Origin of the sequence: Arthrobacter sp. SLBN-83 (assembly GCF_006715285.1) — a bacterium.
Taxonomy (GTDB): domain Bacteria; phylum Actinomycetota; class Actinomycetes; order Actinomycetales; family Micrococcaceae; genus Arthrobacter.
In genome coordinates, this window is record NZ_VFMX01000001.1 from 2,969,208 (window position 1) to 2,991,462 (window position 22,255).

Sequence of the window (22,255 nt, forward strand, 5' to 3'; positions counted from 1 at the left end):
GGAGAAGCTTATGAAAGCCCTGGTCTACGGCGGACCCGGTAAAAAGTCCTGGACCGACGTCCCCGACCCCCGGATCCAGCAACCCGGCGACGCAATCGTCAAAGTCGATACAACCACCATCTGCGGTACCGACCTGCATATCCTCAAAGGTGACGTGCCCGCCGTACAGCAGGGCCGGATCCTGGGCCACGAGGGAGTGGGGACGGTCGTCGAGACCGGCCCTTCCGTGACCGGCCTCAAGGTAAACGACCGCGTCATCATCTCCTGCATCAAATCCTGCGGGCACTGTGCCAACTGCAAGTCGGGCCTGTACTCACACTGCCTTGGCGCAGAAGGACAGCAAGGCACTGGATGGATTTTCGGCCACCTGATCGACGGTACCCAGGCCGAGTACGTCCGCGTTCCCTACGCTGACAACTCGCTGCACCTGTTGCCTGCGGGCGTGAGCGATGAACAGGCTGTCATGCTCTCGGACATCCTTCCCACCGGCTTCGAAATCGGGGTCCAGTACGGCAGGGTCAAGCCCGGCGACAGCGTGGCGGTGGTGGGTGCAGGGCCGGTGGGCCTGGCGGCCATCACCACGGCGGGGCTTTATGGCGCCGCCACTGTGGTGGCCATCGACCTGGACGCCAACCGCCTCCACAAGGCGAAGGAGTTCGGGGCCACGGACACGGTCCTCTCCGGCAGCGCTGACTGGAAGGAACAGGTCCTCGCACTCACAGGCGGACACGGCGTGGACGTGGCCATCGAAGCGGTGGGCGTGCCGGCGACGTTCGCGATGTGCACCGACATTGTCCGGCCGGGCGGTTCCGTGGCCAACGTGGGAGTGCACGGAAAACCGGTGGAACTGCACCTCGAGGATCTTTGGATCCAGAACATCAACATCAGCATGGGACTGGTGAATACCAACACCACGCCTATGCTGCTCAAGCTCGTGTCACAGGGAAAAATCCGGGCGGAAAAGTTCGCCACACACCATTTTGGCTTCGACCAGTTCCTCGACGCCTACGACACCTTCTCCCGCGCCGCCGAGACCAAGGCGCTCAAGGTGGTCCTCCAGCCCTGAAGCGTCCAGCCCTAAAGCCTCCAGCTATGACGGAAGCGTAATTCCCGCAGCAGGCAGGTGACGAGGGCCAAACCCCTACAGCCAGTCGGCGGAAAAATCCACCGGCGGCCACCACCGGGTGCGTGACCTGACCGCGAACCTGCGCCCGGTGAGGTCCGTAGGCGTGAGGGCCACCAGGTGGTCCTTGATACCGGGCTGCCACGGTTCGCGGTCGGCGTCACCGTCCGGCAGGGACATCCGGGTTTCGTCAAAGGGTTGGGGCCTGCCCTTAGCCACCACGCTCCAGACTTCCGTGGCATAGGGATTGAGCCCGTCCACCTCGAAGGCGGCAACCGCACCGCTGAGCAGTGCGCGAAGCTTGGTGCCCGGCGCGGTGCGGAATACCAAAGTTTCCCCGGTCACGGAGAAATTGACGGGAAAGATCTCCGGAATGTCACCGTTGATGACCGCCAGCCTGCCGATGTAGGAGGACCGAAGATACTTCCAGCACTCATCGGCGGGCAGGATTTCCGTTTGGGACCCTGCAGGGGAATCAGTCATGGTACCGATCCTAGAGCCTGGTCAGCAGCCGCGCACGGGTGGAGACCCGGCCCGGGGCCGCGCCGGGACGCTGGAAGAGGAAGGCGAACCCGCACTTCCTGAGGAGGTATTCGGAGCCTACGCAGGCTGCGATGACGGCGCAGGTCAGCACAAGGGGGTACAGCAGGGCGACGGGCACCGAGCTCGAGATGGCCGGCGCAACCGGTGACAAGGGCCCATGGAAAGCAAGGACGAGGAAATCCATGATCGGCGTGTGCAGGAGGTAAATGCCAAGGGTGCGGCGGCCGACCCAGGACCCTGCCATGGCAATGGGCCGGTACCTGGTGATGGCGCTGATGAAGGCTACAAGTGCCGCGGCCGCCGCCAGTCCCTGCAGGATGTAGACGACCTGGTCGATGCCGGGATGTATCTCCGGCAGCGCCATCAGGGCGACGAAGACTGGGGCGGCCACAGCGAAACAGAGCACCCTGTGGGCCTCAGCAATGTGCAGGAAGAGCTTCTTTCCGTACACACCTGTCGCGAAGAAGACGGCCAACTCCGGCACCTTGCCCCACTGCCCCGCGGTGCTGTCCATAACCAGGGCAGTGAGGATGCTCAAGCCGGCAAGCGCGGTCAGCACCACCGACGGCGGAAGCTTCCTGCAGAAGGTCAGTAGTGGTACGTAGACCGCCAGGGCGAAAATAAACCACAGGGGAGTATCCGGGGCGATCAGCTGCAGGAAGAAGTCGCCGACGGATACCACCCGCTGGGGCCGCGGGGAACCTGCCAGGACGATGCTGAGAAGCGCATAGACAAGCAGCCAGACGGCGTACAGGTAGTAGTTGCTCAGGCTGGAGCTCCACGCCTTTCCGTTGCCGAACCCGTTGCGGACCTTGGAAGCGGCAAGGATTCCGGAAACCGCGAGAAGGAGCGGCATCCGCACGGATCCAAGTCCCGTTGCCACGGCGTCCCAGAAGGTGAAGGCCACACTGCTGTCGTGTTCAAACTTCAGGAAATGCCACAACCCAACGTGGAAAAGGACCACCGCTGCGACGCAAAGCCCGCGTGCCGCATCGATCCACTCGATGCGGGCTTTTTCTGCATGCTGAACCGGCGCTGAACCGTGACTTCCCCGTGACATTGCATCAAGCTAGCAGCGCCGGAATGACGAATTCCTCGACTTGATGGAATTTTGATGCTGGAGGACAGCCGCTCTTCCAGTCCGCGTTCACCCAAGGCGTAGCGAAGGCGGGACTGGACTGGTCGAGGCCGTCGTTGTTTTTCATAAGGCCCCTCAAGGGCAAGCTGCCGCCGCCGGCTGAGCACGGCGGAACAGGGCGGAACGCAGTCAGGAGGTTAGCCATGGAACAGGCGCCGGAGTTCCAACAACCGGAGGACGAAGACGTCCTGGACGCCTACTCCCGGACCGTCATGAGGGTGGCGGCAGCGGTTACCCCGCATGTGGCGGCCATCGAGATGACTGCCCAGCGCCGCAATGGCCGGGTCAGGGTGGGAGCGGGCTCGGCGGTGCTCTTCACGGAGGACGGCTACCTCCTCACTAATTCGCACGTCGTGGCGGGCACCCGGCAGGGCTATGCGGTCTTTGGCGACGGCAGCAGGATGGAAGTCGAGCTGGTGGGTGCAGATCCACTGTCCGACCTCGCGGTGGTCCACGGTTCCAGGCCCAAGGTCCGGCCTGCCGAGTTCGGCGCCGCGGAGTCCCTGCGAGTGGGGCAGCTTGTGGTGGCGGTGGGGAACCCGCTGGGGCTGGCTGGTTCCGTGACTGCGGGGGTGGTCAGCGGCCTGGGCCGTGCCATACCTGTCTGGTCAGGAGGTAACAGGCGTGTCATTGAAGACGTCATCCAGACGGATGCGGCCCTGAACCCCGGAAACTCCGGCGGTGCGCTGGCAGACACCCATGCCAGGATCGTGGGCATCAACACCGCGGTGGCGGGTGCCGGCCTGGGGCTGGCCATCCCGATCAACGCCACCACCCGCCGTATCATCTCCGCGCTGCTGGCGGACGGGCGGGTGCGCCGCGCCTACCTGGGCCTGGTCAGCACTCCGATGCAGCTCACCCCCAGTGCGGTGATCCGGACAGGGCTGCGGGAAGGCCTTCGCGTAGTGGAGGTGCTGCCCGGTTCCCCCGCAGATACGGCAGGCCTGTCCGCAGGGGACATCATCGTGACGGCCGGGGGCCGCCCCGTGAACAATGCCGAGAGCCTGCAGAGGCTCTTGTTTGCGGACGCCATCGGCCAGCCGCTCGACGTGGCAGTGCTGCGTGACGGCGTCGAACTGCACCTCACCGCTGTTCCGGAGGAAATGACCGCCAACGGCACGGCTTAGTTCGACGGCGGGCCGGCACCTTGCGCAGGCACGCCCGGTGACCTATGGGCGAACCGGGGGCGCTTCCACGTCCGCGATGCCCACGAAACGCGTCCCCACGCCGTCGTACTCGCTGCGGACGCAGCCGGGGCGGGCGGGCGGCATGTCCGCCGGGGGATGGTGCCCGCACACCACATACGTAAAGTCGGGCCACCACTTCTTGGGGCGCGCAGCCTCCTCATAGCCGCAGACGGCGCATTCCAGGTGCACCCAGACGGGCCGCTTTCCCGTCCGGTTAGCGCGCGACTGCACCAGCCAGGGCGGGGGATTGTCCAGAATGGCGCGGAGTTCGGCCTCCGTCATCCACTTGGGCAGGCCGTGGCGCTGTGCCATTTCAAGGGGAACATCAAGGGTAATTGCCGCGTCGCGTCTGCTGATCATCACCTTCAACCATACGGGAGGCGGCCAAATCGCCGGGCTGGAGCCGGCGGGCATCGCAGGGTCAGGGTTTGTCCAGGAGGCAGCCCGGGTGGGGGGTGTCGCTGGAGACCCACAGCGCTGAGGCGATTTCATCGGCAAGGTCGAAGTCCCGGGGTGAGTCGGAGCCGCCGATCCGCACTACCAGGGCGCCGCCGAATGGGCGCCGTCCCACCACTTCCACGTCAGCGTCGAGATCGATGTCCTGGGCGGCGAGGTACCGCAGCAGTTCAGGGTTGTCATCGCTGATCCGGGTGATCCGGCCGCTGTGGCCTTCGTCCAGTTCGGCGAGCAGGTGGGCACGCGGCATCAGCACCTGGCCGTCGGCAGTGGGGATGGGATCGCCGTGCGGATCCCGCTTCGGGTCTCCGAGCTTGGCCGCGACGCGTTCAATGAACGTGTCCGAGACCGCGTGCTCCAGCTGTTCAGCTTCGTCGTGGACTTCGTCCCAGCTATAGCCGAGGCGCTGGACGAGGTAAGTCTCGATCAGCCGGTGGCGGCGGACCATGGCCAGGGCCAGCCGCAGGCCGGCTTCGGTGAGGGTGACGGCGCTGTACGGTTTGTGGTCCACCAGGCCCTGGTCCTTGAGCTTGCGGACCATCTCGGAAACCGAGGAATTGGCCACTCCCAGCCTCTGTGCCAGCTGCGAGGACGTGATGGGCTTGTCCTGCCATTCAGTGAACGAATAGATGACCTTGACGTAATCCTCGATGGAGGATGAGGGCGCGCTGGTCTTCACAGGTCCAAGCCTACCGGTTGAGCTGTGGCGGCACGGTGCGCTGCGCCGGTCATGCCCTCACGGCGCGCCACGCCAACGTGAGGTAGGGAAGTTGGATCTGCTGGTCGGGGACGTACGCAAGGTGCTCGTGCAGGTACCAGTCCAGGTTGGCCAGGACCTTGGCCCTCGTTGCCTCATTGGCCCGCAGGTAGTAGCTGCGCGACTTGGTGAGCTCCATCAGGTCCCTGGCGGTCACGGTGTCCTGCCAGTGGGTGACGTGTCCTTCGAGCCCGTGGAATTCAGGCCCCACCACGGGTTTGTGGCCCGGCCGGTACACGTCACCTGCGTGCATGATCCGGGAAAGGCGGTGTACCCAGGGCACCGAGGTGTCCAGCTGGTTCCAGACCAGGCCGAGGGTTCCGTGCGGGCGCAGCACCCGGGCCAGCTCGTTACTTGCGGCCAGCGGGTCGCACCAGTGCCAGGCCTGGGCAACGGTAACGACGTCGAAACACGAGTCGGGCAGGCCGGTCGCCTCGGCGGTTCCCACCACAGCCCTGGCGCCCGGGCAGTGGGCCGTCAGCTGGGCAAGCATGTCCGCGGAGGGGTCGACGGCGGTGACGTCCAGTCCCAGGTCCAGCAGCAACGAGGTGAACTTTCCGGTCCCCGCGCCGACGTCCAGCGCGTCCTTGGCATCGGTGGGCACCAGCCAGCGGACCGATTCCTCCGGGTATCCCGGGCGGATGCGATGGTAGTGCCTGCCGCCGTCCTGGAAGCTCTGCCCGAGCTCCCGGCGCCGCCCGTGATCGAGCCTGGGGCCACCCCGAACCACGCGTGGCCTCCTTCTGTGCTGCCAGTGATCTCCCTTTGAATTTACCGCACGGACGGTCGCCGGTTGCTGCTGGAAGGGTGCACCCCTTCCCTGGAACTGCCTAGTCGTCGATGCAGGGCGCTGCGCCGGCCGTCCCCGGGGTGTTCGGTGCCCAGTGCGGGTAGGTGCGGGCATCGTTGGCGGGCACCCACCGGCCGGCGTCCACCACGTAGTCCCAGCCCAGCCCTTCGCTGCGCAGCGAGCGGATGCCCGTGAGGAGGCGTTCGGCATCCTCCAGCCGTGATCCGACGCCGAAGCTTGCCCGAAGCGAGCCGGACGGCAGGCCAAGGCGCTTCAGAAGGGGATGGGCGCAAAAGCGTCCATCGCGCAGGCCCACGCCGTGCTCGGCGGCGAGGTAGGCCGCCACCAGCCCCGCGTCGTAGCCCTCCACGGAGAAGTTGACCACGCCGATGGTGTCCGTTTCCGGGTTGCTGTCCTTGAAGATCTGGTGGACCGTGACGCCGTCAATGTCCTTCAGTCCCTCCACCAGGAAGGAACGGATGGCGGATTCGTGGGCATGCCACCGGTCCTGGTCCAGCGCCGCGATCACCTGCGTGGCGCGGGCCAGGGTGGCGGCTCCGAGGACGTTCGGTGAGCCCCCCTCATGGCGGGCAGGGCCGGTGGCCCAGCTGACGCCGTCGAGCTTTGCTTCCTTTACCGCGCCGCCGCCGGCAAGGTGGGGGACGCCCGCGTCCAGCCAGTCAGGGCGTCCCACCAGGACACCGGCGCCGAACGGTGCGTACAGCTTGTGGCCGGAAAACGCGAGGTAATCTATGCCGTCGTCGCTGATGTCCACCCGGCGGTGCGGTGCCAGCTGCGCCGCATCCACTACGATCCGTGCACCGTGCTGGTGGGCCAGCGTGGCCAGGGCCCGGATGGGAAGGATCTCGCCGGTGACGTTTGATGCGCCGGTGACTGCCAGCAGGCTGACCCCGCCCTGCTCCAGCTCGGCGCGGACAGCGTCGAGGGTGCCGGTGAGCGTGTCCGCGGCGACGATGCTCCGGTGCGGTACGCCCTGCCAGGGCAGCAGGTTGGCGTGGTGTTCGATGTCCAGGTAGAGCACATCGCCGGCGGGCCGGCCATCGCTGATGGGAAGGCAACCTGCCAGGAGGTTCAGCGAGTCCGTGGTGTTGCGGGTGAAGATGACCGAGTCGTCCGGGCGGCCCCCGACGAAATCGCGGACAATGCTGCGCGCGTTCTCGTAAACCGAGGTGCTGATCTGGGAGGCGTACCCTGCCCCGCGGTGGACGCTTGCGTAGTAGGGCAGGATCTCGTTCAGGTAGGCGGACACCACGGAGAGCGCGGGGGCGGAGGCGCCATAGTCAAGGTTCGCGTACCGCACGTGGCCGCCGGTGATGAGCGGCGCCTGGATTTCCGCGCCGGTGACCGCCGCGAGGGGCCGTATTGCGTGGCGTTCAGCAGCAACGGTGGCTTCGGTGATGGCGGGCTGGGGGGAGACGGTGGCAGTTGTCACAGAGACCTCACTTGAATACAGGACTCCGGCAAAGTGGAATCCGCGCTTGCCGCATCCGCTCCGGACCGGCCTGGTCGTCACCCGGGGCACCCCACCGCGAATGGAGGGTTGCCGGCCAGCAAACCGGGGTTTAGCGCTGGCACTCGTGACCTGGATAAAAGCGTAGGACATGCGGCGGCCAAGACTGAACCAGCAACGATTGTTAAGCCCTTTGTTACGCGCCGCCGAATAAACGACGGCGGACACCTCCTTTGGAAGGTGTCCGTCGTCGCTTTATTCGTTTTCCCACTGGAACGTCAACTGTTACAGCAAATCGTCCAGGTAAGGGTTCAGGCGGTGCAGCACCTCCGAGTGCAGGATGGAGTTGGTGGCCAGGGCGTTCCCGCCAAAGGGGCCGTCCTCGCCTTCCAAAGACGTGAAACGGCCGCCGGCCTCCACCACGATCGGCACCAGGGCGGCCATGTCGTAAAGGTTCAGTTCCGGTTCGCAGGCGATGTCCACGGAGCCCTCGGCCACCATGCAGTACGACCAAAAATCCCCATAGGCGCGGGTCCGCCACACGTCCTCGGTGAGGCCCAGGAACTCGTCGAGGTTTCCCCGTTCCTTCCATCCAGTGAGGCTGGAGTAGGAGAGGGAGGCATCGGCGAGGCTGGAGACGTTGGAGACGCGGAGCCGGGTGGCAGCCGCCAGCGACCTGCCCATGTACGCGCCCATCCCTTTTGCCGCCCACCAGCGCTTGCCCAGGGCCGGGGCGCTGACCACGCCCACCACCGGCTCGCCCTCGTCAACGAGGGCGATCAGGGTAGCCCAGACCGGAACGCCGCGGACAAAGTTCTTGGTCCCGTCAATGGGGTCGATGATCCAGCGCCGCGAACCGTGGCCCGTGCTGCCGAACTCTTCGCCCAGGACCGCGTCACGGGGGCGGGAACGTGAGAGCTGCCCGCGGATCGCTTCCTCGGCGGCCTTGTCCGCATCGGTGACCGGGGTCAGGTCCGGCTTGGTCTCAACGTGGAGGTCCAGGGCCTTGAAGCGGCTCATGGTCTGGTCATCCACGGAGTCGGCCAGGACATGTGCCAGGCGCAGGTCATCGTTGTAGCTCGAAGCGGGTTGGATCATGGTTCCAAACTACCGTCTGCCCATGCTTCTTCCGGGGAGAACGCGTCAGTTGACGCTGCCGAGCTCTTTGGTTTCCTGTGCTTCCATCCTTGGATCCGTGCCGAGCAGCCGCCGCAGCGAGGCGAGCCGTGCGGGACCAGTGGGACCTGCGTGTCCGTCCGCCACCCAGTCGTCGAGGCCGCAGTCCACTGCAGTTGCCGTGTGCTTGCAGCCCCGTTCGCAGTTCTCGATGCCGGGGGAGAGGTCCGGGAAAGAGCGCAGGATCCGGTCAGGGTCCACGTGGGCCAAACCGAAGGATCTGATGCCCGGGGTATCGATGATCCAGCTGCCGGCCGGCGCGTCCGCCAGGCGCAGCGCCAGGGCCGACGACGATGTATGCCGGCCCCGGCCGGTCACCGCGTTGACTCCGCCGGTGGCCCGCTCGGCCCCGGTCAACGCGTTGACCATGGTGGACTTGCCCACGCCCGAATGTCCGAGCATGACCGTGACCTGGCCGTCCAGGTGCGCGCGAAGCTCGGCCACGGCGGCGCTGTCCAACCGGGCCGAAAGGCCGTCGTCGGAGCGCGCATCGATGCCCGAGGCCTGGGCGTCAGCCGTCCGGCTGATGATCACCGGGAAGTCCAGGTGGGTGTAGTTGGACAACAGTTCCGCGGGGTCCTTGACGTCGGCCTTGGTGACCAGCAGGATCGGTTCGATGCCGGCGTCGTACGCGGCCACCAGGGCACGATCGATGAATCCGGTCCGCGGCTCAGGGTTGGCCGCCGCCACCACGATCACCAGCTGGTCCGCGTTGGCCACCACGGCACGTTCGATCGGGTCTGTGTCGTCGGCGCTGCGGCGCAGGAGCGTTTTGCGGTCCTGGATCTTCACCAGGCGGGCCAGCGTGTCCGGCGCTCCCGACACGTCTCCCACAAGCGAGACAAAGTCGCCGGCAACCACCGGCGAGCGGCGAAGTTCGCGGGCGCGTGCCGCAATCACCACTCGTTCGTTCTTCGAGTCCTCACCCACCACTGCCGTGTACCGGCCGCGGTCCACGGTGATGATCCGTCCGGTGACGGCGTCGTCGTGGCTGGGCCGGTCCTTGGTGCGGGGCCTGGAACCCTTCTTGTTCGGCCGGATTCGGACGTCGGATTCGTCCCAGGAGTCAGTGCGCCGCGCCACCGCTGGGCTCCTCCGGTCCGGATGCCGCCGCGGCGTCCTGGGCCAGCATGCCTGCCCATAGCTGGGGGAAATCAGGCATGGTCTTGGCGGTGGTGGCAATGTCCTCCACCTGCACCCCCTCCACCGCCAGGCCCAGGATGGCGCCGGCAGTGGCCATGCGGTGGTCAGCATAACTGCGGACGACGCCGGCATGCAGTCGGGCGGGACGGATCACCAGGCCGTCGCTGGTTTCCTCTGCGTCTCCGCCAAGCCGGTTGATTTCCGTCACCAGGGCCGCGAGCCGGTCCGTCTCGTGTCCGCGCAGGTGGGCGATCCCGGTGAGCCGGGAGGGGCCGGTGGCCAGCGCACACAGGGCTGCCACCGTAGGCGCAAGCTCGCTGGTGTCGGCGAAGGTGCCGCCCTTGATCTCCTCGCCGCCGGTGACGGTCAGGACCCCGTCGGCCAGGGTAACGTCTGCGCCCATTTTCGCGAGGATGTCGCGCCACAGGTCTCCCACCTGCTGGGTCTCCGCCGGCCAGTTGGGAATCCGCACCGTACCCTTCGAAGCCAGCGCGGCTGCCAGGAACGGACCGGCGTTGGAAAGGTCCTGCTCGATCCGCTGGTCGAAGGCGCGGATCGGCCCGGGCGCCACCACCCAATGATTGGGAACGGAGTTGTCCACCGAGACGCCCGCACCGCGCAGGACAGCCACGGTCATGTTGATGTGGTCCAGGCTGGGCACCGGCTTCCCCACGTGCTCCAGGTGCAGGCCCTCGTCGAACCTCGCCCCCACCAGGAGGAGGGCGGAAACGAACTGCGACGATGCGCTGGCGTCAATCACCAGATGGCCGCCCCGGACCGAGCCCTTGCCTTCCACGGTGAACGGGAGCGATGACGGTGCGGAGCCGTCTTCGGAGGCAACGGCAACACCCAGAGCTTTCAGGGCCTCGATGATGGTCCCCATAGGCCGCTTGCGGGCGTGCGGATCACCGTCGAAGACACTGGTTCCGTTGCGGAGCGCCGCCAGTGGCGGAACGAACCGCATGACGGTGCCGGCCAGCCCGCAGTCGATCCTGGTGAGGGACGCCTCGGCGGCTGCCGGCAGCGGAACCACCTCCAGATCAGGGCCAAAGTCACCGTCCCCTGGCACCTCGGTAATCGTGGCACCCAGCTGCCGGAGCGCGTCGATCATCAATGCGGAATCCCTGGAGTGCAGGGGCGCGCGCAGCCGGGACGGACCCTCCGCCAAGGCGGCCAGGACCAAGTACCTGTTGGTCAGGGACTTTGATCCGGGCACCGTCACGGCGGCATCGACGGGCCGGGACGCAAAGGGTGCGTCCCAGTGCTCCACAGGTGTTCCGGACCCGTCCCGGGTGGCAGCTGTTGCGGTCATTCGTGCTTATGCTCCCGTGGCGTGTACTGCACGGCGTACGACTTTGTCCGCCTTGTTCAGCTTCTTGGTGGTGGTGCGGCGCGCGTCGGCAGCAATGTGCGAGGCGTTCCTGCGGGCATCGGCGGCCAGGTGCTCGGCGCGCCAGGCCAGGCCCGGCTTGCCCGCTGTGTCCACGGAAGCCAACAGCGCCCCGCCGCTCAGCGAGAGGTTCTTGAGCAGCTGGTTCCGGCGGTTTTCACGCCCTTCCTTGCTGCTGATGTCCGCACTGCGCCACTCAACAAAGGTGTTGAGGAGCGAGATCACGGTCAGAAGGCCGGCCGAGAGCCTGGAGAACTTGCCAAGGCCGAACAGGACGCCGGCTCCCACCTGGGTTCCGCCGATCACGCGCGCCAAGGTCTTCTCGCTCGCCTGGAAGGGGAGTGAGGCCGCCGCCTTGCGCAGGAGCGGCGAAAGCTGCTGGGCGGTGTCGTCGGAGTTCTTGAGCTTATCCAGTCCGGCAAGAACGAAACTGGAGGCAAGCATGGGGCGAGCGAGCGTGCGGACAAAGGACATGGATTTCCTCCTGGATGGACGAGCCGCGCCAAGCGGCGGAGTCGGTCCTAGTCTTGCACTTTTGGGGAATATTTGCCCGCGGGGGGCGGTTATCGATGTCGGGTTCGTGACAGGAGCCCAGGCGATCATTCACCCGATACAGAGCGGAGTTGGGCCTTGGGGAAGGTGTTGGACGGAACAAGACCGGCGGGGCCGGTGGCAGTGGGTACTCTTGCCGCGGAGCCGCTGGAGTACGGCATGCTCCGGGCGGGAAGCCGGACAGTAGACTTGAAGGCAATGAACACCTTGGATCCGGCCGTCGCGGCCATGTATGAGGCTACCCCCGCCGAAGTGAACGGCAAGGCGGGAGCCGCGCCGCTGCCGTCCGCCCAGCCCGGCCCTGCTTCGCAGGCCGCCGAAGCCGACCCGAATGACGGCACCGGCCTGGATGTCTCCGCGGAGACCATGGAGGAGCGCCGCCTTCGCTTCGAGCGGGACGCCATGCAGTACGTGGACCAGCTGTACTCGGCCGCGATGCGCATGGCACGGAACCCGTCGGACGCGGAGGACTTGGTCCAGGAGGCCTACACCAAGGCTTTCTCTGCGTTCCATCAGTACAAGCCGGGAACCAACCTGAAGGCCTGGCTGTACCGGATCCTCACCAACACCTACATCAACCTGTACCGCAAACGGCAGCGCGAGCCTTTGCAGTCCAATTCGGACAGCATTGAGGACTGGCAGCTGGCACGGGCGGAGTCGCACACGTCGAGGGGACTGCGTTCGGCCGAGGCCGAGGCGTTGGACCACCTTCCGGATTCGGACGTGAAGCGGGCCCTGCAGGATATCCCTGAAGAGTTCCGCTTGGCGGTCTATTTCGCCGACGTGGAGGGCTTCGCCTACAAGGAAATTTCAGACATCATGAACACCCCCATCGGCACCGTGATGTCCCGGCTGCACCGCGGCCGGCGAATGTTGCGGGACATGCTCGCGGAATACGCCGCAGAGCGGGGATTCAAAACAGCCGCGGATGCGTCGGAAGCGGCAGGAAGCAAAGCACAGGAGAACAGGAAATGAGCGACTGCCAGGGATTGGGCGACTGCGACGACACCCGGATGCAACGCATCTACGAATACCTTGACGGGGCGTTGACCCGTGAGGACTTGACCGAGATCAAGAACCATCTGGATGAGTGCCCTGAGTGCACGCAGCAGTACGACCTCGAATGCGTCATCCGCAACTTGGTCAAGCGCTCGTGCACAGAGTCCGCTCCGGACAACCTGAAGAACGCCATCCTGGACAGGATTCACACGATCCGCCCCGTGGAGGCGTAAGCAAAAAGCGTCAGTGTGCGGCCACGGGCCTCAGACAGCAAAGGACCCCGTAAGCCGAGTGGCTTGCGGGGTCCTTCGCTTGAACCGTGGTTCCTGGCATGTGCCTAGGTGTTGGGGCGCTTCCCGTGGTTCGCGCCGCCACGCTTACGGTCACGACGCTTGCGTGCACGCTTGCTCATAGCTGGCCTCCTTACTGTTGGTACTCAAAAGAGCTGCCCTCCAGTCTCCCACATGATGTGGCGCCTCGCGAACCGGGAAACGGCGGATGACCTGCGGCAGTGCGTTCGGCCCCTGCCCCCTAGCGGCGCAGGGTGCTGTGGATGGCTGCCCGGGCGTCTTCCAGGACTGCACGGACAGTTTCCAGGGTCGCCGGGCCTAAGGGCTCGCGCAGGGCGTACCGGCGCAGCTCTGCACGGAGGTCCTCACTGAACTGCTGCAGCATCAATTCAACGTCACGGCGTTGCATCGAGGCTGCGATGCCGTTCTCCACGCCCGCAACGTCGTCCCGGCGCCGGTCCAGCTCTGCGCGGCCCGCGGCGGTGATGCGGTAGTTGGTGCGCCGCCCTGCCGGTTCGGTGGACACCAGGCCGTCCTCCTCGAGTTTGCCCAGCCTTGGGTAGATGGTTCCGGCGCTGGGCGCATAGGTTCCGCCAAACCGGTCCTTGAGCGCCTTGATGAGCTCGTAACCGTGTTTGGGCCCGCTTTCGAGGAGGGCCAGGAGGTAGAGGCGCAACGCTCCATGTGCGAAGACGGGCGGCATCAGCGTTCCGCTTTGCCGCCGTCAACGGGTGCGGGAGCGTGGAAGATCGAGGTCTTGCCGGACACGGAGTTGGTCCGCACCAGCATCAGTTGCCCATCCGGCCCGGCAATGGTCTCCACCTTGCCGTTGGCCAGGAGGCACTGCTGGCCGTCAAGGACCACCGCACCTCCGGCCGACTTGGCCACAATGTCCACGCCTACGTCATGGGGCAGTCGGATGGTGAGGTCGCCGGATACCGAATTTGAGCCAAAGTCGCGGGTGAAATCGAGCAGGTCGAAGTTGAGGTGGCCGCTGACGGTGTTGGTGCGCACATTGGTGAACTGGCCGGACGCCGTAACCTCCCCGGAGACGCTCTTCGCGGTAAGTACGCCGCGGTGGTCCCGGACGGCCACGCTTCCGCTGACGGTGTTGACCTGCAGTTCGCCGGACGTACCTTCTGCGGCGACCGTCCCGGAGACGGTGTTGAGGCGCACGTGGGCGGAAGTACCGGACACCAGTCCGTCACCGCTGACAGTTCCCGCTTCGACCTCGACATTGGCGGGAATTGCAATGGTGATGACGGCGGAGTTCCCGCTGTTGTGGTTGACCGTCTCCATCAGGTTCTTGAACCAGCCCTGGGCACCGTGCAGTTGGTGCCGGACCTCCAGCCTGCCGCCGCTGAGGGAGACCGCTACCGGGTCCCCGTGGACCTCGGACACGTCGAGCCGGACCACGGGTTCGGCGTGCGCCACGACGCGGAAGCTGCCGCGGACCATCCCCAGCTTGAGGGATCCAACGTCCGCTATGACGAGCGTCTGCGGGTTCTCAACAGTCCAGGTTTCCTCGGCCACGGTCCCCTCCATAAAGCGATATATCGCGTTGCCACTACAACCTATCGCCGCCCCAGGGCAGGGTCAAGATATAGCTCGAAGCCTACTGCGGTGCTTCCAGACCCAGCCACTGGAACCAGCCGCGGTGCAGCACCAGCCAGGCCATGAGGCCGTAACCCGCCTGGCCCGGCGTGCCGCCGTTGGCGGCCAGGTCCTGGCGCCACTGCTCGTGGTTCAGGAGGGGTGAGAAGGTGTCGACGTAAAGATGCTTGCGGCGGGTGGTGACATCCGCAAAGGCGGTATTCAACTCGTCAAGCCGCCGGTTCTGGGCCGGATCGAGCGTGGGGGGCGGTCCCACTACGAAAACCTCGATGCGGTTCTGGGAAGCTGAGTCCAGGATGTTGGCCAGGTTCAGCCTGCTCCGTGCGGTGGACAGGCCAAACTCGATGTCACGTCCGGACAGTCCGATTACAAGCCGGTTCTCCGCCTGGACGCTGAAACGGCGGCCGGCTTCGTCCAGCCAGCGCGCCGCCAACCCCTCGGTACCTTCCTGCGGGCAGGGGAGCGCATAGCTTTCCAGCAGCATGCCGTCCTGGGGAGTGCGGGCCAGCACCCGGCCCAGCCAGCCGAGCGCCCGGGGATCGCCCAGTCCGGCCAGCAATTCATCTCCTACAGCTGCGATCCGCAGCTTCCTGTCTTCCACGCGTTCCTCTTTACTTCGGTACGGGTCTACTTCGGACGGCCGGTGCCTCCGCCGCCGCGGCTGCGGAGGTTGAAGGCGGCGCTGTCAGTCCATTAAACAGAACTGCCCGGCCGGAGTCTGGTATTTCGACGTCCGGCCGGGCAGCCTTACTGCTTACTTCCGTTCAAATGCCTGCTTCAGGAGGGCATCCTGCTCCGCAGCGTGGCGCTTCATGGAACCGGCGGCGGTGGAGGCGGATGCCGGCCGGGACACCAGCCGCACGCGCCGGTCAAGGATCTCCGGCAGGTGCAGGCCAACGAACGGCCACGGTCCCTGGTTTGCGGGCTCGTCCTGTGCCCACACCACTTCTGCGTTGGGGTACTTGGCGAGTTCCGCTGCGATCTCCTGGTGCGGCAGCGGGTACAGCTGCTCCACGCGGACGATGGCAGTGGTCTGGTCGCCGGTCTTCTGCCGTGTGGACAGGAGATCGTAGTACAGGCGGCCGGAAACCAGGAGCACGCGTTCGACGGCGGTGGCCGGCAGCTGCTCATGCTCGCCGATGACGGGGCGGAAGGTGCCGCTGGTGAAGTCCTCCACGGACGAGGCGGCGGCCTTCAGGCGAAGGAGTTGCTTGGGTGTGAAGATGATCAGCGGCTTCCGGGGGCGGCTGTAGGCCTGGCGGCGCAGCAGGTGGAAGTGCGAGGCGGCCGTGGTGGGGTTGGCCACGATCATGTTGTCCTCCGCGCACAGCTGCAGGAAGCGCTCGATCCTTGCCGAGGAGTGGTCCGGGCCCTGGCCTTCGTAGCCGTGCGGGAGCATCAGGACCAGCGAGGAGCGCTGTCCCCACTTCTGCTCTGCCGAGGAGATGAACTCATCAATGATGGTCTGTGCACCGTTGACGAAGTCGCCGAACTGGGCCTCCCAAAGGACCAGGGCATCCGGGCGCTCCACGGAGTAGCCGTACTCGAAGCCCATGGCTGCGTATTCGGACAGCAGGGAGTCGTAGATCCACAGCTTGGCCTGGTCGTCAGAGAGGTTGCCCAGGGGCAGCCATTCCTTGCCGTTGGCACGGTCGTGGAAGACGGCGTGGCGCTGGACGAACGTACCGCGGCGGGAGTCCTGGCCCGCCAGGCGTACGGGGACGCCTTCCATGATCAGGGAGCCGAAGGCAGCGATCTCGCCGAAGCCCCAGTCGATGCCACCCTGGCGGGACATCTGCTCGCGCTTTTCCAGCAGCTGCTTCAGCTTGGGGTGGACCGTGAAGCCCTCGGGAATCTCCACGTGGGCCTTGCCGATCCGGGCCAGCGTTTCTGCGCTGATGGCCGTGGAGGCCGGCGCGCTGACGCTGGAATCGGACTGCTGGGACTTGGGCCGTTCGATGTCGGACACGGCTGCGGAATCCGCGGTCACGATCGGAATCGGTGAGGTCTGGGCGGCGTGGGTCTCGGCGAAGACCCGCTCCAGCCGTTCCTGGTAGTCGCGGAGCAGCTGCTCGGCTTCTTCCTCGGTGATGTCCCCGCGGCCGATGAGCGACTCGGTGTACAGCTTGCGGACGGAGCGCTTGGCTTCGATCAGGTTGTACATCAGTGGCTGGGTCATCGAGGGGTCGTCGCCCTCGTTGTGGCCGCGGCGGCGGTAGCACACCATGTCGATGACAACGTCCTTGTGGAAGCGCTGCCGGAATTCGTAGGCCAGCTGGCCGATGCGGACAACGGCCTCGGGGTCGTCGCCGTTTACGTGGAATACCGGCGCCTGGATCATCTTGGCAACGTCCGTGGAGTATGTGGACGAGCGCGACGACGACGGGGCGGTGGTGAAGCCCACCTGGTTGTTGACCACGATGTGGATGGTGCCACCGGTGCGGTAGCCGCGGAGCTGGGACAGGTTGAGGGTCTCGGCCACAACACCCTGTCCGGCGAAGGCTGCGTCACCGTGCACCATGATGGGCAGGACGGGGAACGATTCGCCTTGGTCCAAGCGGTCCTGCTTGGCCCGGACGATGCCCTCGAGGACGGAGTCCACGGCTTCCAGGTGCGACGGGTTGGCGGCGAGGTAGACCTTGGTTTCCTTGCCGTTGTCCGAGGTGAACGTGCCTTCAGTGCCCAAGTGGTACTTGACGTCGCCGGACCCCTGGACGGAGCGCGGATCCTGCGTACCCTCGAATTCGCGGAACACCTGGGCGTAGGTCTTGCCGGCGATGTTGGTCAGGACGTTGAGGCGGCCTCGGTGGGCCATGCCGATGGCAACCTCGTCCAGGCCGTCGTCGGCGGCATCGGACATGATCGCGTCCAGCAGCGGGATCAGGGACTCGCCGCCCTCAAGGGAGAAGCGCTTCTGGCCCACGAACTTGGTCTGCAGGAAGGTCTCGAATGCCTCGGCAGCGTTCAGCTTGGAGACGATCCGCAGCTGCTCTTCCCGGCTGGGCTTGGAGTAGGGGTGTTCCAGCTGGTCCTGGAACCACTTGCGCTCGGCAGGTTCCTGGATGTGCATGTACTCGATGCCCGTGGTGCGGCAGTAGGCATCGCGGAGAACGCCAAGGATGTCGCGGAACTTAAGCATTGGCTTGCCGCCGAAGCCGCCGGTGGGCCATTCGCGGTCCAGGTCCCAGAGGGTCAGGCCGTAGGTGAGGACGTCAAGGTCCGGGTGCTTGCGCTGCACGTATTCCAGCGGATCGGTGTCAGCCATGAGGTGGCCGCGAACGCGGAAGGAGTGGATCAGCTGCTGGATCCGGGCCACCTTGTTGATCTCGTCGGCCGGGTCCACCTGCAGGTCGGGGCTCCAGCGGACGGGCTCGTAGGGGATGCGCAGTGCTTCAAAGATCTCGTCGTAGAAGTTCTGTGCACCCAGCAGGAGCTGGTGGACCAGCTTCAGGAACTCGCCGCTGCCGGCGCCCTGGATGACGCGGTGGTCGTAGGTCGAGGTCAGGGTGAGGACCTTGCTGATGGCGTTCTGGGCGATGATCTTCTCGCTGGCGCCCTGGAACTCAGCGGGGTAGTCGAGGGCGCCGACGCCGATGATGGCTGCCTGGCCCTTGGAAAGGCGCGGCACCGAGTGCACGGTTCCAATGCCGCCGGGGTTGGTCAGGGACACGGTGGTGCCCTGGTGGTCCTCAGCGGTGAGCTTGCCGTTGCGGGCCCGCTTGATGAGGTCCTCGTAGGTGTGCCAGAACTCGGCGAAGTTGAGGGTCTCGGCCTTCTTGATGTTCGGGACCATGAGGAGGCGGGTGCCGTCGGGCTTGGGCATATCGATGGCGATGCCGAAGTTGACGTGTGCCGGCTGGACCGCGACGGGCTTGCCATCCACCTCGTCGTAGTACACGTTCATGGACGGGAACTGGGACAGCGCCCGGATCACGGCATAGCCGATGAGGTGGGTGAAGGACACCTTGCCGCCGCGGGCGCGGGCCAGGTTGGAGTTGATGACCACGCGGTTGTCGATGAGCAGCTTGGCGGGAATGGCGCGCACGCTGGTGGCCGTAGGCACCTGGAGACTGGTGACCATGTTGGTGGCGATGGCCTTGGCAGGGCCGCGGAGGACGGAGACGACGTCTTCCTCTGGGGCGGTGGGGGCCTTGACGTTCTTGGGCAGCTGGGCCGGGATGGGCTGGGAGCCGGTGGCCGCCTCAGTCTTCTTGCCGCCGTCGCGGGCCTCGGTCGCGGGGGCCTTCTTGACGGGTGCGGGGGCTGCTGCAGGGGCGGCCGGGGCAGCGGCGGCCGGCGCCGCCGGGGGAGTGGCAGGGGCAGCTGCCGGCGACGGCGCCGGAGCGGCGGGAGCCGGTTTTACGACAGGGAGTTCCCGGGTGGGAGGGTTGGCAGTGTGCGCGGAATTTCCGTTGGAAGAAGAACCGTTGCCCGAGTCGAAGGATTCAAACAGGGGCCACCACTTGGCGTCCACCGCATTCTTGTCCTGCTGGTACTGCTCGTACAGTTCGTCAACGAGCCACTCGTTCCCGCCAAATTCCTCTGGTAGACGGTGGCTTGGCTGCTCTGGCACTTGAAATACGCCTCTTCCATGAGTTTGATTTCTCTTTGGCCCCCCGGTGCTTCAGCACTACGTTCGAACCAGTCTCTGTCCTCTGAACCCGGACCTTTGCAAGTCTAGTGAGCATTCCGTGTTAACTGCCAATAAGGGTGACCCAAATCATGATGTGGCGGACGGGGGCAGAAATATGGCGGCTCTCCGGTGCCGCCACCATGTCCCCGGGCCATGACTTCGCCTCCTTCCGGCCGCCGGAACCGGGCGTTTTCCGCCGTCCGGCGGGGCCTTGCGGCAAGGGGTGCTCCTGTAGACTGAAATTCTTATGGACAGTAAATCTAGGTGCCGGCCTGGGCGCTGTCAGCGGAGCATGAAGAGAAGCGCCGCGCAGTCCGCCCACAGAGCCGGCAAACCCCGACAACGCGCCCATCACCAGCCAACGGCCCAGCTTGCCGCAACCCGCACGGACCAGGCATCGGTATCTGCCGACCATCCTCCGCCGGGTCGAAACAGCTTCCCAACCTTCCTATTGAGCACGCTTGAGGCATTTTCCGCACGTCAGGCGGGATGCTGAATGGAGTGGCTTCTCCTTGCAGCAGGCTTGCTGCTGATCGCCGGCACAGGGTTCTTTGTTGCCGTCGAATTCTCTCTCATCGCCCTGGACCAGCCCACCGTCCAGCGCGCAATCGACGACGGCGACACAGGGGCAGTGCCCCTGCTCACCTGCCTTAAGTCCCTGTCAACCCAGTTGTCCAGTTGCCAGCTGGGCATCACCTTGACCACGCTGCTCACCGGTTACGTCATGGAACCGTCCGTGGGCCGCCTCCTTGAGGCGCCGCTGTCCGCCGTGGGACTTCCCGCTGTGGCGGTGCAGTCCGTCTCGCTCATCCTGGCAATGGTCCTGGCGACGCTGCTGTCCATGCTCCTGGGTGAGCTGGTGCCGAAAAACATGGCGATCGCGCTGGCCTTCCCCGTGGGCCGGGCCCTGGCGGGGCCGCAGCTGGTCTTCACCACGATCTTCAAGCCGGCCATCCTGGTCCTCAACGGTTTCTCCAACCGGATCCTGCACGTCTTTGGCCTGGAAGCCAAAGAGGAGATTTCGGGTGCGCGGACGCCCGCCGAGCTTGCCTCGCTGGTCCGCAGGTCAGCGGCGATGGGAACGCTCGACGCCGGGACCGCCAACTTCATTGCCCGAACCTTGAATTTCTCCTCACGGACAGCGGCGGACGTGATGACCCCGCGCATCCGGCTGGAGACGATCGACGCCGACCAGCCGGTGTCCGACGTGGTGGACGCGGCACGCCGGACCGGGTACTCGCGGTTCCCCGTCATCGGTGACTCCGCCGACGACATCCGCGGCCTGGTGCACGTCAAAAAAGCCGTTGCCGTTCCGTGGGAACGCCGGCAGAACCTCGAAGCCGGCGCCATCATGACCGAGGTGCTGCGCGTTCCGGAGACCATCCACCTGGATGCGCTGCTGGCCGAACTGCGGGAAGGAAACCTGCAGTTGGCCGTGGTGCTGGACGAGTACGGCGGAACCGCCGGCATCGCCACCCTCGAGGACCTGGTGGAGGAGATCGTGGGGGAGGTGGCGGACGAGCACGACAGGGTCCGCCCGGGACTGCTGCAAAGCGCTTCCGGCGACTGGTATTTCCCGGGGCTCCTCCGGCCCGACGAACTGTCCGAGCAGATCCCGGGCCTGAGCGTTCCGGATGAAGCGGCCTACGAAACCGTGGGCGGCTACGTGATGAGCAAGCTGGGCAGGATCGCCCTCGTCGGCGACACAGTGGACGTTAATGGCGGAACCCTCAGCGTCACCAGGATGGACGGCCGCAGGATTGACCGCATCTGCTTCCACCCAGTGGCGGAACCAGCTGCGCACGATGCCAATGACAGGAGCAAGCCATGAGCGACTGGGCCGGAATATTCTGGCTGGGGTTCCTCCTGCTGGGCAACGCCTTTTTCGTGGCCGCTGAGTTCGCCATCATGTCAGCGCGCCGCAGCCAGATCGAGCCCTTGGCTGACACCGGATCCAAGCGCGCCCAAACCACCTTGCGCGCCATGGAAAACGTCTCCCTGATGCTGGCCTGCGCACAGTTGGGCATCACTGTCTGTTCGCTGCTGATCCTGCTGGTGGCCGAGCCGGCGATCCACCACCTGCTGGCTGTCCCCATGGAGACCGTGGGCCTGCCGGCGGAAGCGGCCGACGTTGCGGCCTTCGCGGTGGCCCTGATGATGGTGACGTTCCTGCACGTGACGTTCGGCGAGATGGTGCCCAAGAACATCTCGGTGTCCGTGGCCGACAAGGCGGCACTGTTCCTGGCTCCGCCCCTGCTGTTCATCTCACGCCTGGTCCACCCTGTGATCTCAGCGCTCAACTGGTCCGCCAACCACATCCTGAAGCTGATGCGCATCGAGCCCAAGGACGAGGTCACTTCCTCCTTCACGCTGGAGGAGGTGCAGTCGATCGTGCAGGAGTCCACCCGCCACGGACTGGTTGACGACGACGCCGGGCTGATCACCGGTGCACTTGAGTTCTCGGAGCACACTGCGGAGGACATCATGGTGCCGCTCGAGAAACTCGTCATGCTGGGGGCTTCCACCACCCCGGTGGAGTTTGAGAAGGCCGTCAGCAGAACCGGCTTCTCGCGGTTCCCGATGCTGGATGACGAGGACATGCTGTACGGCTACCTCCACGTGAAGGATGTGCTGTCCATCCCGGAGTCAGGCTACGAGCTGCCGATTGCCGAGAGCCGCGTCCGCTCGCTGGCCAACCTTTCCCTTGGCGATGAGATCGAAAAGGCCATGTCCGTCATGCAGCGGACAGGTTCCCACCTGGCGCGGGTGATCGGTCCTGATGGCAATACCAGGGGTGTCCTCTTCCTGGAGGATGTCATCGAACAACTCGTCGGCGAGATCCGGGACGCAACGCAGGCCACCGGCATCCGCCGGCTGGGTCAGCCGAACGGCAGTTGACATCCCGTGGTGCTCCTCCGCTGCGCAGGGGCGCCACGGGGCAGCCGGTCCGGTTCCACAATCTAAATAGGAATCATTCGCATTTAGGTATACGC

21 protein-coding genes and 1 riboswitch are annotated in these 22,255 nt (G+C 65.7%); of the genes, 6 read left to right on the forward strand and 15 right to left on the reverse strand.

The window, feature by feature from the left end; all coding sequences use genetic code 11:
- Window positions 1-10: 10 nt before the first annotated feature.
- Window positions 11-1,066, forward strand: coding sequence for a zinc-dependent alcohol dehydrogenase family protein (locus FBY30_RS13870; RefSeq protein ID WP_142133379.1), 1,056 nt, complete (start codon window positions 11-13; stop codon window positions 1,064-1,066).
- 75 nt (window positions 1,067-1,141) lie between these two features.
- Here the strand turns inward: FBY30_RS13870 and FBY30_RS13875 are convergent, their stop codons facing one another.
- Window positions 1,142-1,606, reverse strand: coding sequence for a pyridoxamine 5'-phosphate oxidase family protein (locus tag FBY30_RS13875; protein ID WP_142133380.1), 465 nt, complete (start codon window positions 1,604-1,606; stop codon window positions 1,142-1,144).
- A gap of 10 nt (window positions 1,607-1,616) precedes the next feature.
- Window positions 1,617-2,726 (reverse strand): acyltransferase family protein, encoded by a 1,110-nt coding sequence (locus tag FBY30_RS13880; protein ID WP_142133381.1) that lies wholly within the window; start codon window positions 2,724-2,726, stop codon window positions 1,617-1,619.
- Window positions 2,727-2,947: 221 nt separating this feature from the next.
- On the opposite strand from FBY30_RS13880, the gene FBY30_RS13885 reads away from it, so the two are divergent.
- Entirely contained in the window at window positions 2,948-3,931 is a 984-nt protein-coding gene (locus FBY30_RS13885; RefSeq protein WP_142133382.1) for a S1C family serine protease, read from the forward strand.
- Between the two features lie 42 nt (window positions 3,932-3,973).
- Here the strand turns inward: FBY30_RS13885 and FBY30_RS13890 are convergent, their stop codons facing one another.
- The 8 genes from FBY30_RS13890 to FBY30_RS13925 form a co-directional block, all read right to left on the reverse strand.
- On the reverse strand, window positions 3,974-4,351 hold the full coding sequence (locus FBY30_RS13890; protein ID WP_142133383.1) for a hypothetical protein: 378 nt from the start codon (window positions 4,349-4,351) through the stop codon (window positions 3,974-3,976).
- A gap of 61 nt (window positions 4,352-4,412) precedes the next feature.
- Entirely contained in the window at window positions 4,413-5,126 is a 714-nt protein-coding gene (locus tag FBY30_RS13895; RefSeq protein WP_142133384.1) for a metal-dependent transcriptional regulator, read from the reverse strand.
- A 49-nt stretch (window positions 5,127-5,175) separates the two neighbouring features.
- Window positions 5,176-5,934 carry a class I SAM-dependent methyltransferase gene (locus tag FBY30_RS13900; protein WP_142133385.1) on the reverse strand — a complete coding sequence of 253 codons (759 nt, stop codon included), beginning with the start codon at window positions 5,932-5,934 and terminating at the stop codon, window positions 5,176-5,178.
- A 100-nt stretch (window positions 5,935-6,034) separates the two neighbouring features.
- A complete protein-coding gene (locus FBY30_RS13905; protein WP_142133386.1) occupies window positions 6,035-7,447 on the reverse strand; it encodes an aminotransferase class V-fold PLP-dependent enzyme in 1,413 nt (470 codons plus the stop codon).
- Window positions 7,448-7,484: 37 nt separating this feature from the next.
- Window positions 7,485-7,598: riboswitch (SAM riboswitch) on the reverse strand.
- 152 nt (window positions 7,599-7,750) lie between these two features.
- Window positions 7,751-8,563, reverse strand: coding sequence for a histidinol-phosphatase (hisN, locus tag FBY30_RS13910; protein ID WP_142133387.1), 813 nt, complete (start codon window positions 8,561-8,563; stop codon window positions 7,751-7,753).
- A 45-nt stretch (window positions 8,564-8,608) separates the two neighbouring features.
- Complete coding sequence (gene rsgA, locus FBY30_RS13915; RefSeq protein ID WP_142133388.1) at window positions 8,609-9,724, reverse strand: ribosome small subunit-dependent GTPase A; 1,116 nt, start codon at window positions 9,722-9,724, stop codon at window positions 8,609-8,611.
- Window positions 9,708-11,096: a 3-phosphoshikimate 1-carboxyvinyltransferase gene (gene aroA / locus FBY30_RS13920; RefSeq protein WP_142133389.1), complete on the reverse strand. Its 1,389-nt coding sequence runs from the start codon at window positions 11,094-11,096 to the stop codon at window positions 9,708-9,710. The genes rsgA and aroA overlap by 17 nt, the downstream gene beginning before the upstream one ends.
- A gap of 6 nt (window positions 11,097-11,102) precedes the next feature.
- Window positions 11,103-11,648, reverse strand: a complete 546-nt coding sequence (locus FBY30_RS13925; protein WP_142133390.1) for a DoxX family protein — start codon at window positions 11,646-11,648, stop codon at window positions 11,103-11,105.
- Between the two features lie 237 nt (window positions 11,649-11,885).
- Between FBY30_RS13925 and FBY30_RS13930 the strand changes: the two genes are divergently transcribed.
- Together FBY30_RS13930 and rsrA are read left to right on the forward strand one after the other, a co-directional pair.
- Window positions 11,886-12,701 carry a sigma-70 family RNA polymerase sigma factor gene (locus FBY30_RS13930; RefSeq protein WP_142135286.1) on the forward strand — a complete coding sequence of 272 codons (816 nt, stop codon included), beginning with the start codon at window positions 11,886-11,888 and terminating at the stop codon, window positions 12,699-12,701.
- Window positions 12,698-12,958 carry a mycothiol system anti-sigma-R factor gene (rsrA, locus tag FBY30_RS13935; RefSeq protein WP_142133391.1) on the forward strand — a complete coding sequence of 87 codons (261 nt, stop codon included), beginning with the start codon at window positions 12,698-12,700 and terminating at the stop codon, window positions 12,956-12,958. Before FBY30_RS13930 ends, rsrA begins: the two co-directional genes overlap by 4 nt.
- Before the next feature lie 104 nt (window positions 12,959-13,062).
- Here rsrA and FBY30_RS21240 read toward each other — a convergent pair whose 3' ends face one another.
- The 5 genes from FBY30_RS21240 to FBY30_RS13955 form a co-directional block, all read right to left on the reverse strand.
- Window positions 13,063-13,137 carry a 50S ribosomal protein bL37 gene (locus tag FBY30_RS21240; protein WP_369299106.1) on the reverse strand — a complete coding sequence of 25 codons (75 nt, stop codon included), beginning with the start codon at window positions 13,135-13,137 and terminating at the stop codon, window positions 13,063-13,065.
- A gap of 119 nt (window positions 13,138-13,256) precedes the next feature.
- A complete protein-coding gene (locus tag FBY30_RS13940) occupies window positions 13,257-13,718 on the reverse strand; it encodes a PadR family transcriptional regulator (protein ID WP_142133392.1) in 462 nt (153 codons plus the stop codon).
- Complete coding sequence (locus FBY30_RS13945) at window positions 13,718-14,548, reverse strand: DUF4097 family beta strand repeat-containing protein (protein WP_142133393.1); 831 nt, start codon at window positions 14,546-14,548, stop codon at window positions 13,718-13,720. Before FBY30_RS13945 ends, FBY30_RS13940 begins: the two co-directional genes overlap by 1 nt.
- An 82-nt stretch (window positions 14,549-14,630) precedes the next feature.
- Complete coding sequence (locus FBY30_RS13950; RefSeq protein WP_142133394.1) at window positions 14,631-15,230, reverse strand: GDSL-type esterase/lipase family protein; 600 nt, start codon at window positions 15,228-15,230, stop codon at window positions 14,631-14,633.
- A gap of 153 nt (window positions 15,231-15,383) precedes the next feature.
- A complete protein-coding gene (locus tag FBY30_RS13955) occupies window positions 15,384-19,202 on the reverse strand; it encodes a multifunctional oxoglutarate decarboxylase/oxoglutarate dehydrogenase thiamine pyrophosphate-binding subunit/dihydrolipoyllysine-residue succinyltransferase subunit (RefSeq protein WP_142133395.1) in 3,819 nt (1,272 codons plus the stop codon).
- A 556-nt stretch (window positions 19,203-19,758) separates the two neighbouring features.
- Between FBY30_RS13955 and FBY30_RS13960 the strand changes: the two genes are divergently transcribed.
- Window positions 19,759-21,093 (forward strand): hemolysin family protein, encoded by a 1,335-nt coding sequence (locus tag FBY30_RS13960; RefSeq protein WP_142133396.1) that lies wholly within the window; start codon window positions 19,759-19,761, stop codon window positions 21,091-21,093.
- The gene (locus FBY30_RS13965; RefSeq protein ID WP_142133397.1) at window positions 21,090-22,160 is read left to right on the forward strand and encodes a hemolysin family protein; all 1,071 of its coding nucleotides are present in this window, start codon (window positions 21,090-21,092) and stop codon (window positions 22,158-22,160) included. The genes FBY30_RS13960 and FBY30_RS13965 overlap by 4 nt, the downstream gene beginning before the upstream one ends.
- The last annotated feature ends 95 nt before the right edge of the window (window positions 22,161-22,255 follow it).

What these genes read in the sequence shown, in the direction of transcription:
- aroA (WP_142133389.1), bottom strand. Translation starts at nt 11,096, where the DNA reads ATGACCGCAACAGCTGCCACCCGGGACGGGTCCGGAACACCTGTGGAG.
- FBY30_RS13870 (WP_142133379.1), top strand. Translation starts at nt 11, where the DNA reads ATGAAAGCCCTGGTCTACGGCGGACCCGGTAAAAAGTCCTGGACCGAC.
- FBY30_RS13930 (WP_142135286.1), top strand. Translation starts at nt 11,886, where the DNA reads ATGCTCCGGGCGGGAAGCCGGACAGTAGACTTGAAGGCAATGAACACC.
- FBY30_RS13965 (WP_142133397.1), top strand. Translation starts at nt 21,090, where the DNA reads ATGAGCGACTGGGCCGGAATATTCTGGCTGGGGTTCCTCCTGCTGGGC.
- FBY30_RS13880 (WP_142133381.1), bottom strand. Translation starts at nt 2,726, where the DNA reads ATGTCACGGGGAAGTCACGGTTCAGCGCCGGTTCAGCATGCAGAAAAA.
- rsrA (WP_142133391.1), top strand. Translation starts at nt 12,698, where the DNA reads ATGAGCGACTGCCAGGGATTGGGCGACTGCGACGACACCCGGATGCAA.
- FBY30_RS13925 (WP_142133390.1), bottom strand. Translation starts at nt 11,648, where the DNA reads ATGTCCTTTGTCCGCACGCTCGCTCGCCCCATGCTTGCCTCCAGTTTC.
- FBY30_RS13940 (WP_142133392.1), bottom strand. Translation starts at nt 13,718, where the DNA reads ATGCCGCCCGTCTTCGCACATGGAGCGTTGCGCCTCTACCTCCTGGCC.
- FBY30_RS13875 (WP_142133380.1), bottom strand. Translation starts at nt 1,606, where the DNA reads ATGACTGATTCCCCTGCAGGGTCCCAAACGGAAATCCTGCCCGCCGAT.
- FBY30_RS13890 (WP_142133383.1), bottom strand. Translation starts at nt 4,351, where the DNA reads ATGATCAGCAGACGCGACGCGGCAATTACCCTTGATGTTCCCCTTGAA.
- FBY30_RS13960 (WP_142133396.1), top strand. Translation starts at nt 19,759, where the DNA reads ATGGAGTGGCTTCTCCTTGCAGCAGGCTTGCTGCTGATCGCCGGCACA.
- FBY30_RS13885 (WP_142133382.1), top strand. Translation starts at nt 2,948, where the DNA reads ATGGAACAGGCGCCGGAGTTCCAACAACCGGAGGACGAAGACGTCCTG.
- hisN (WP_142133387.1), bottom strand. Translation starts at nt 8,563, where the DNA reads ATGATCCAACCCGCTTCGAGCTACAACGATGACCTGCGCCTGGCACAT.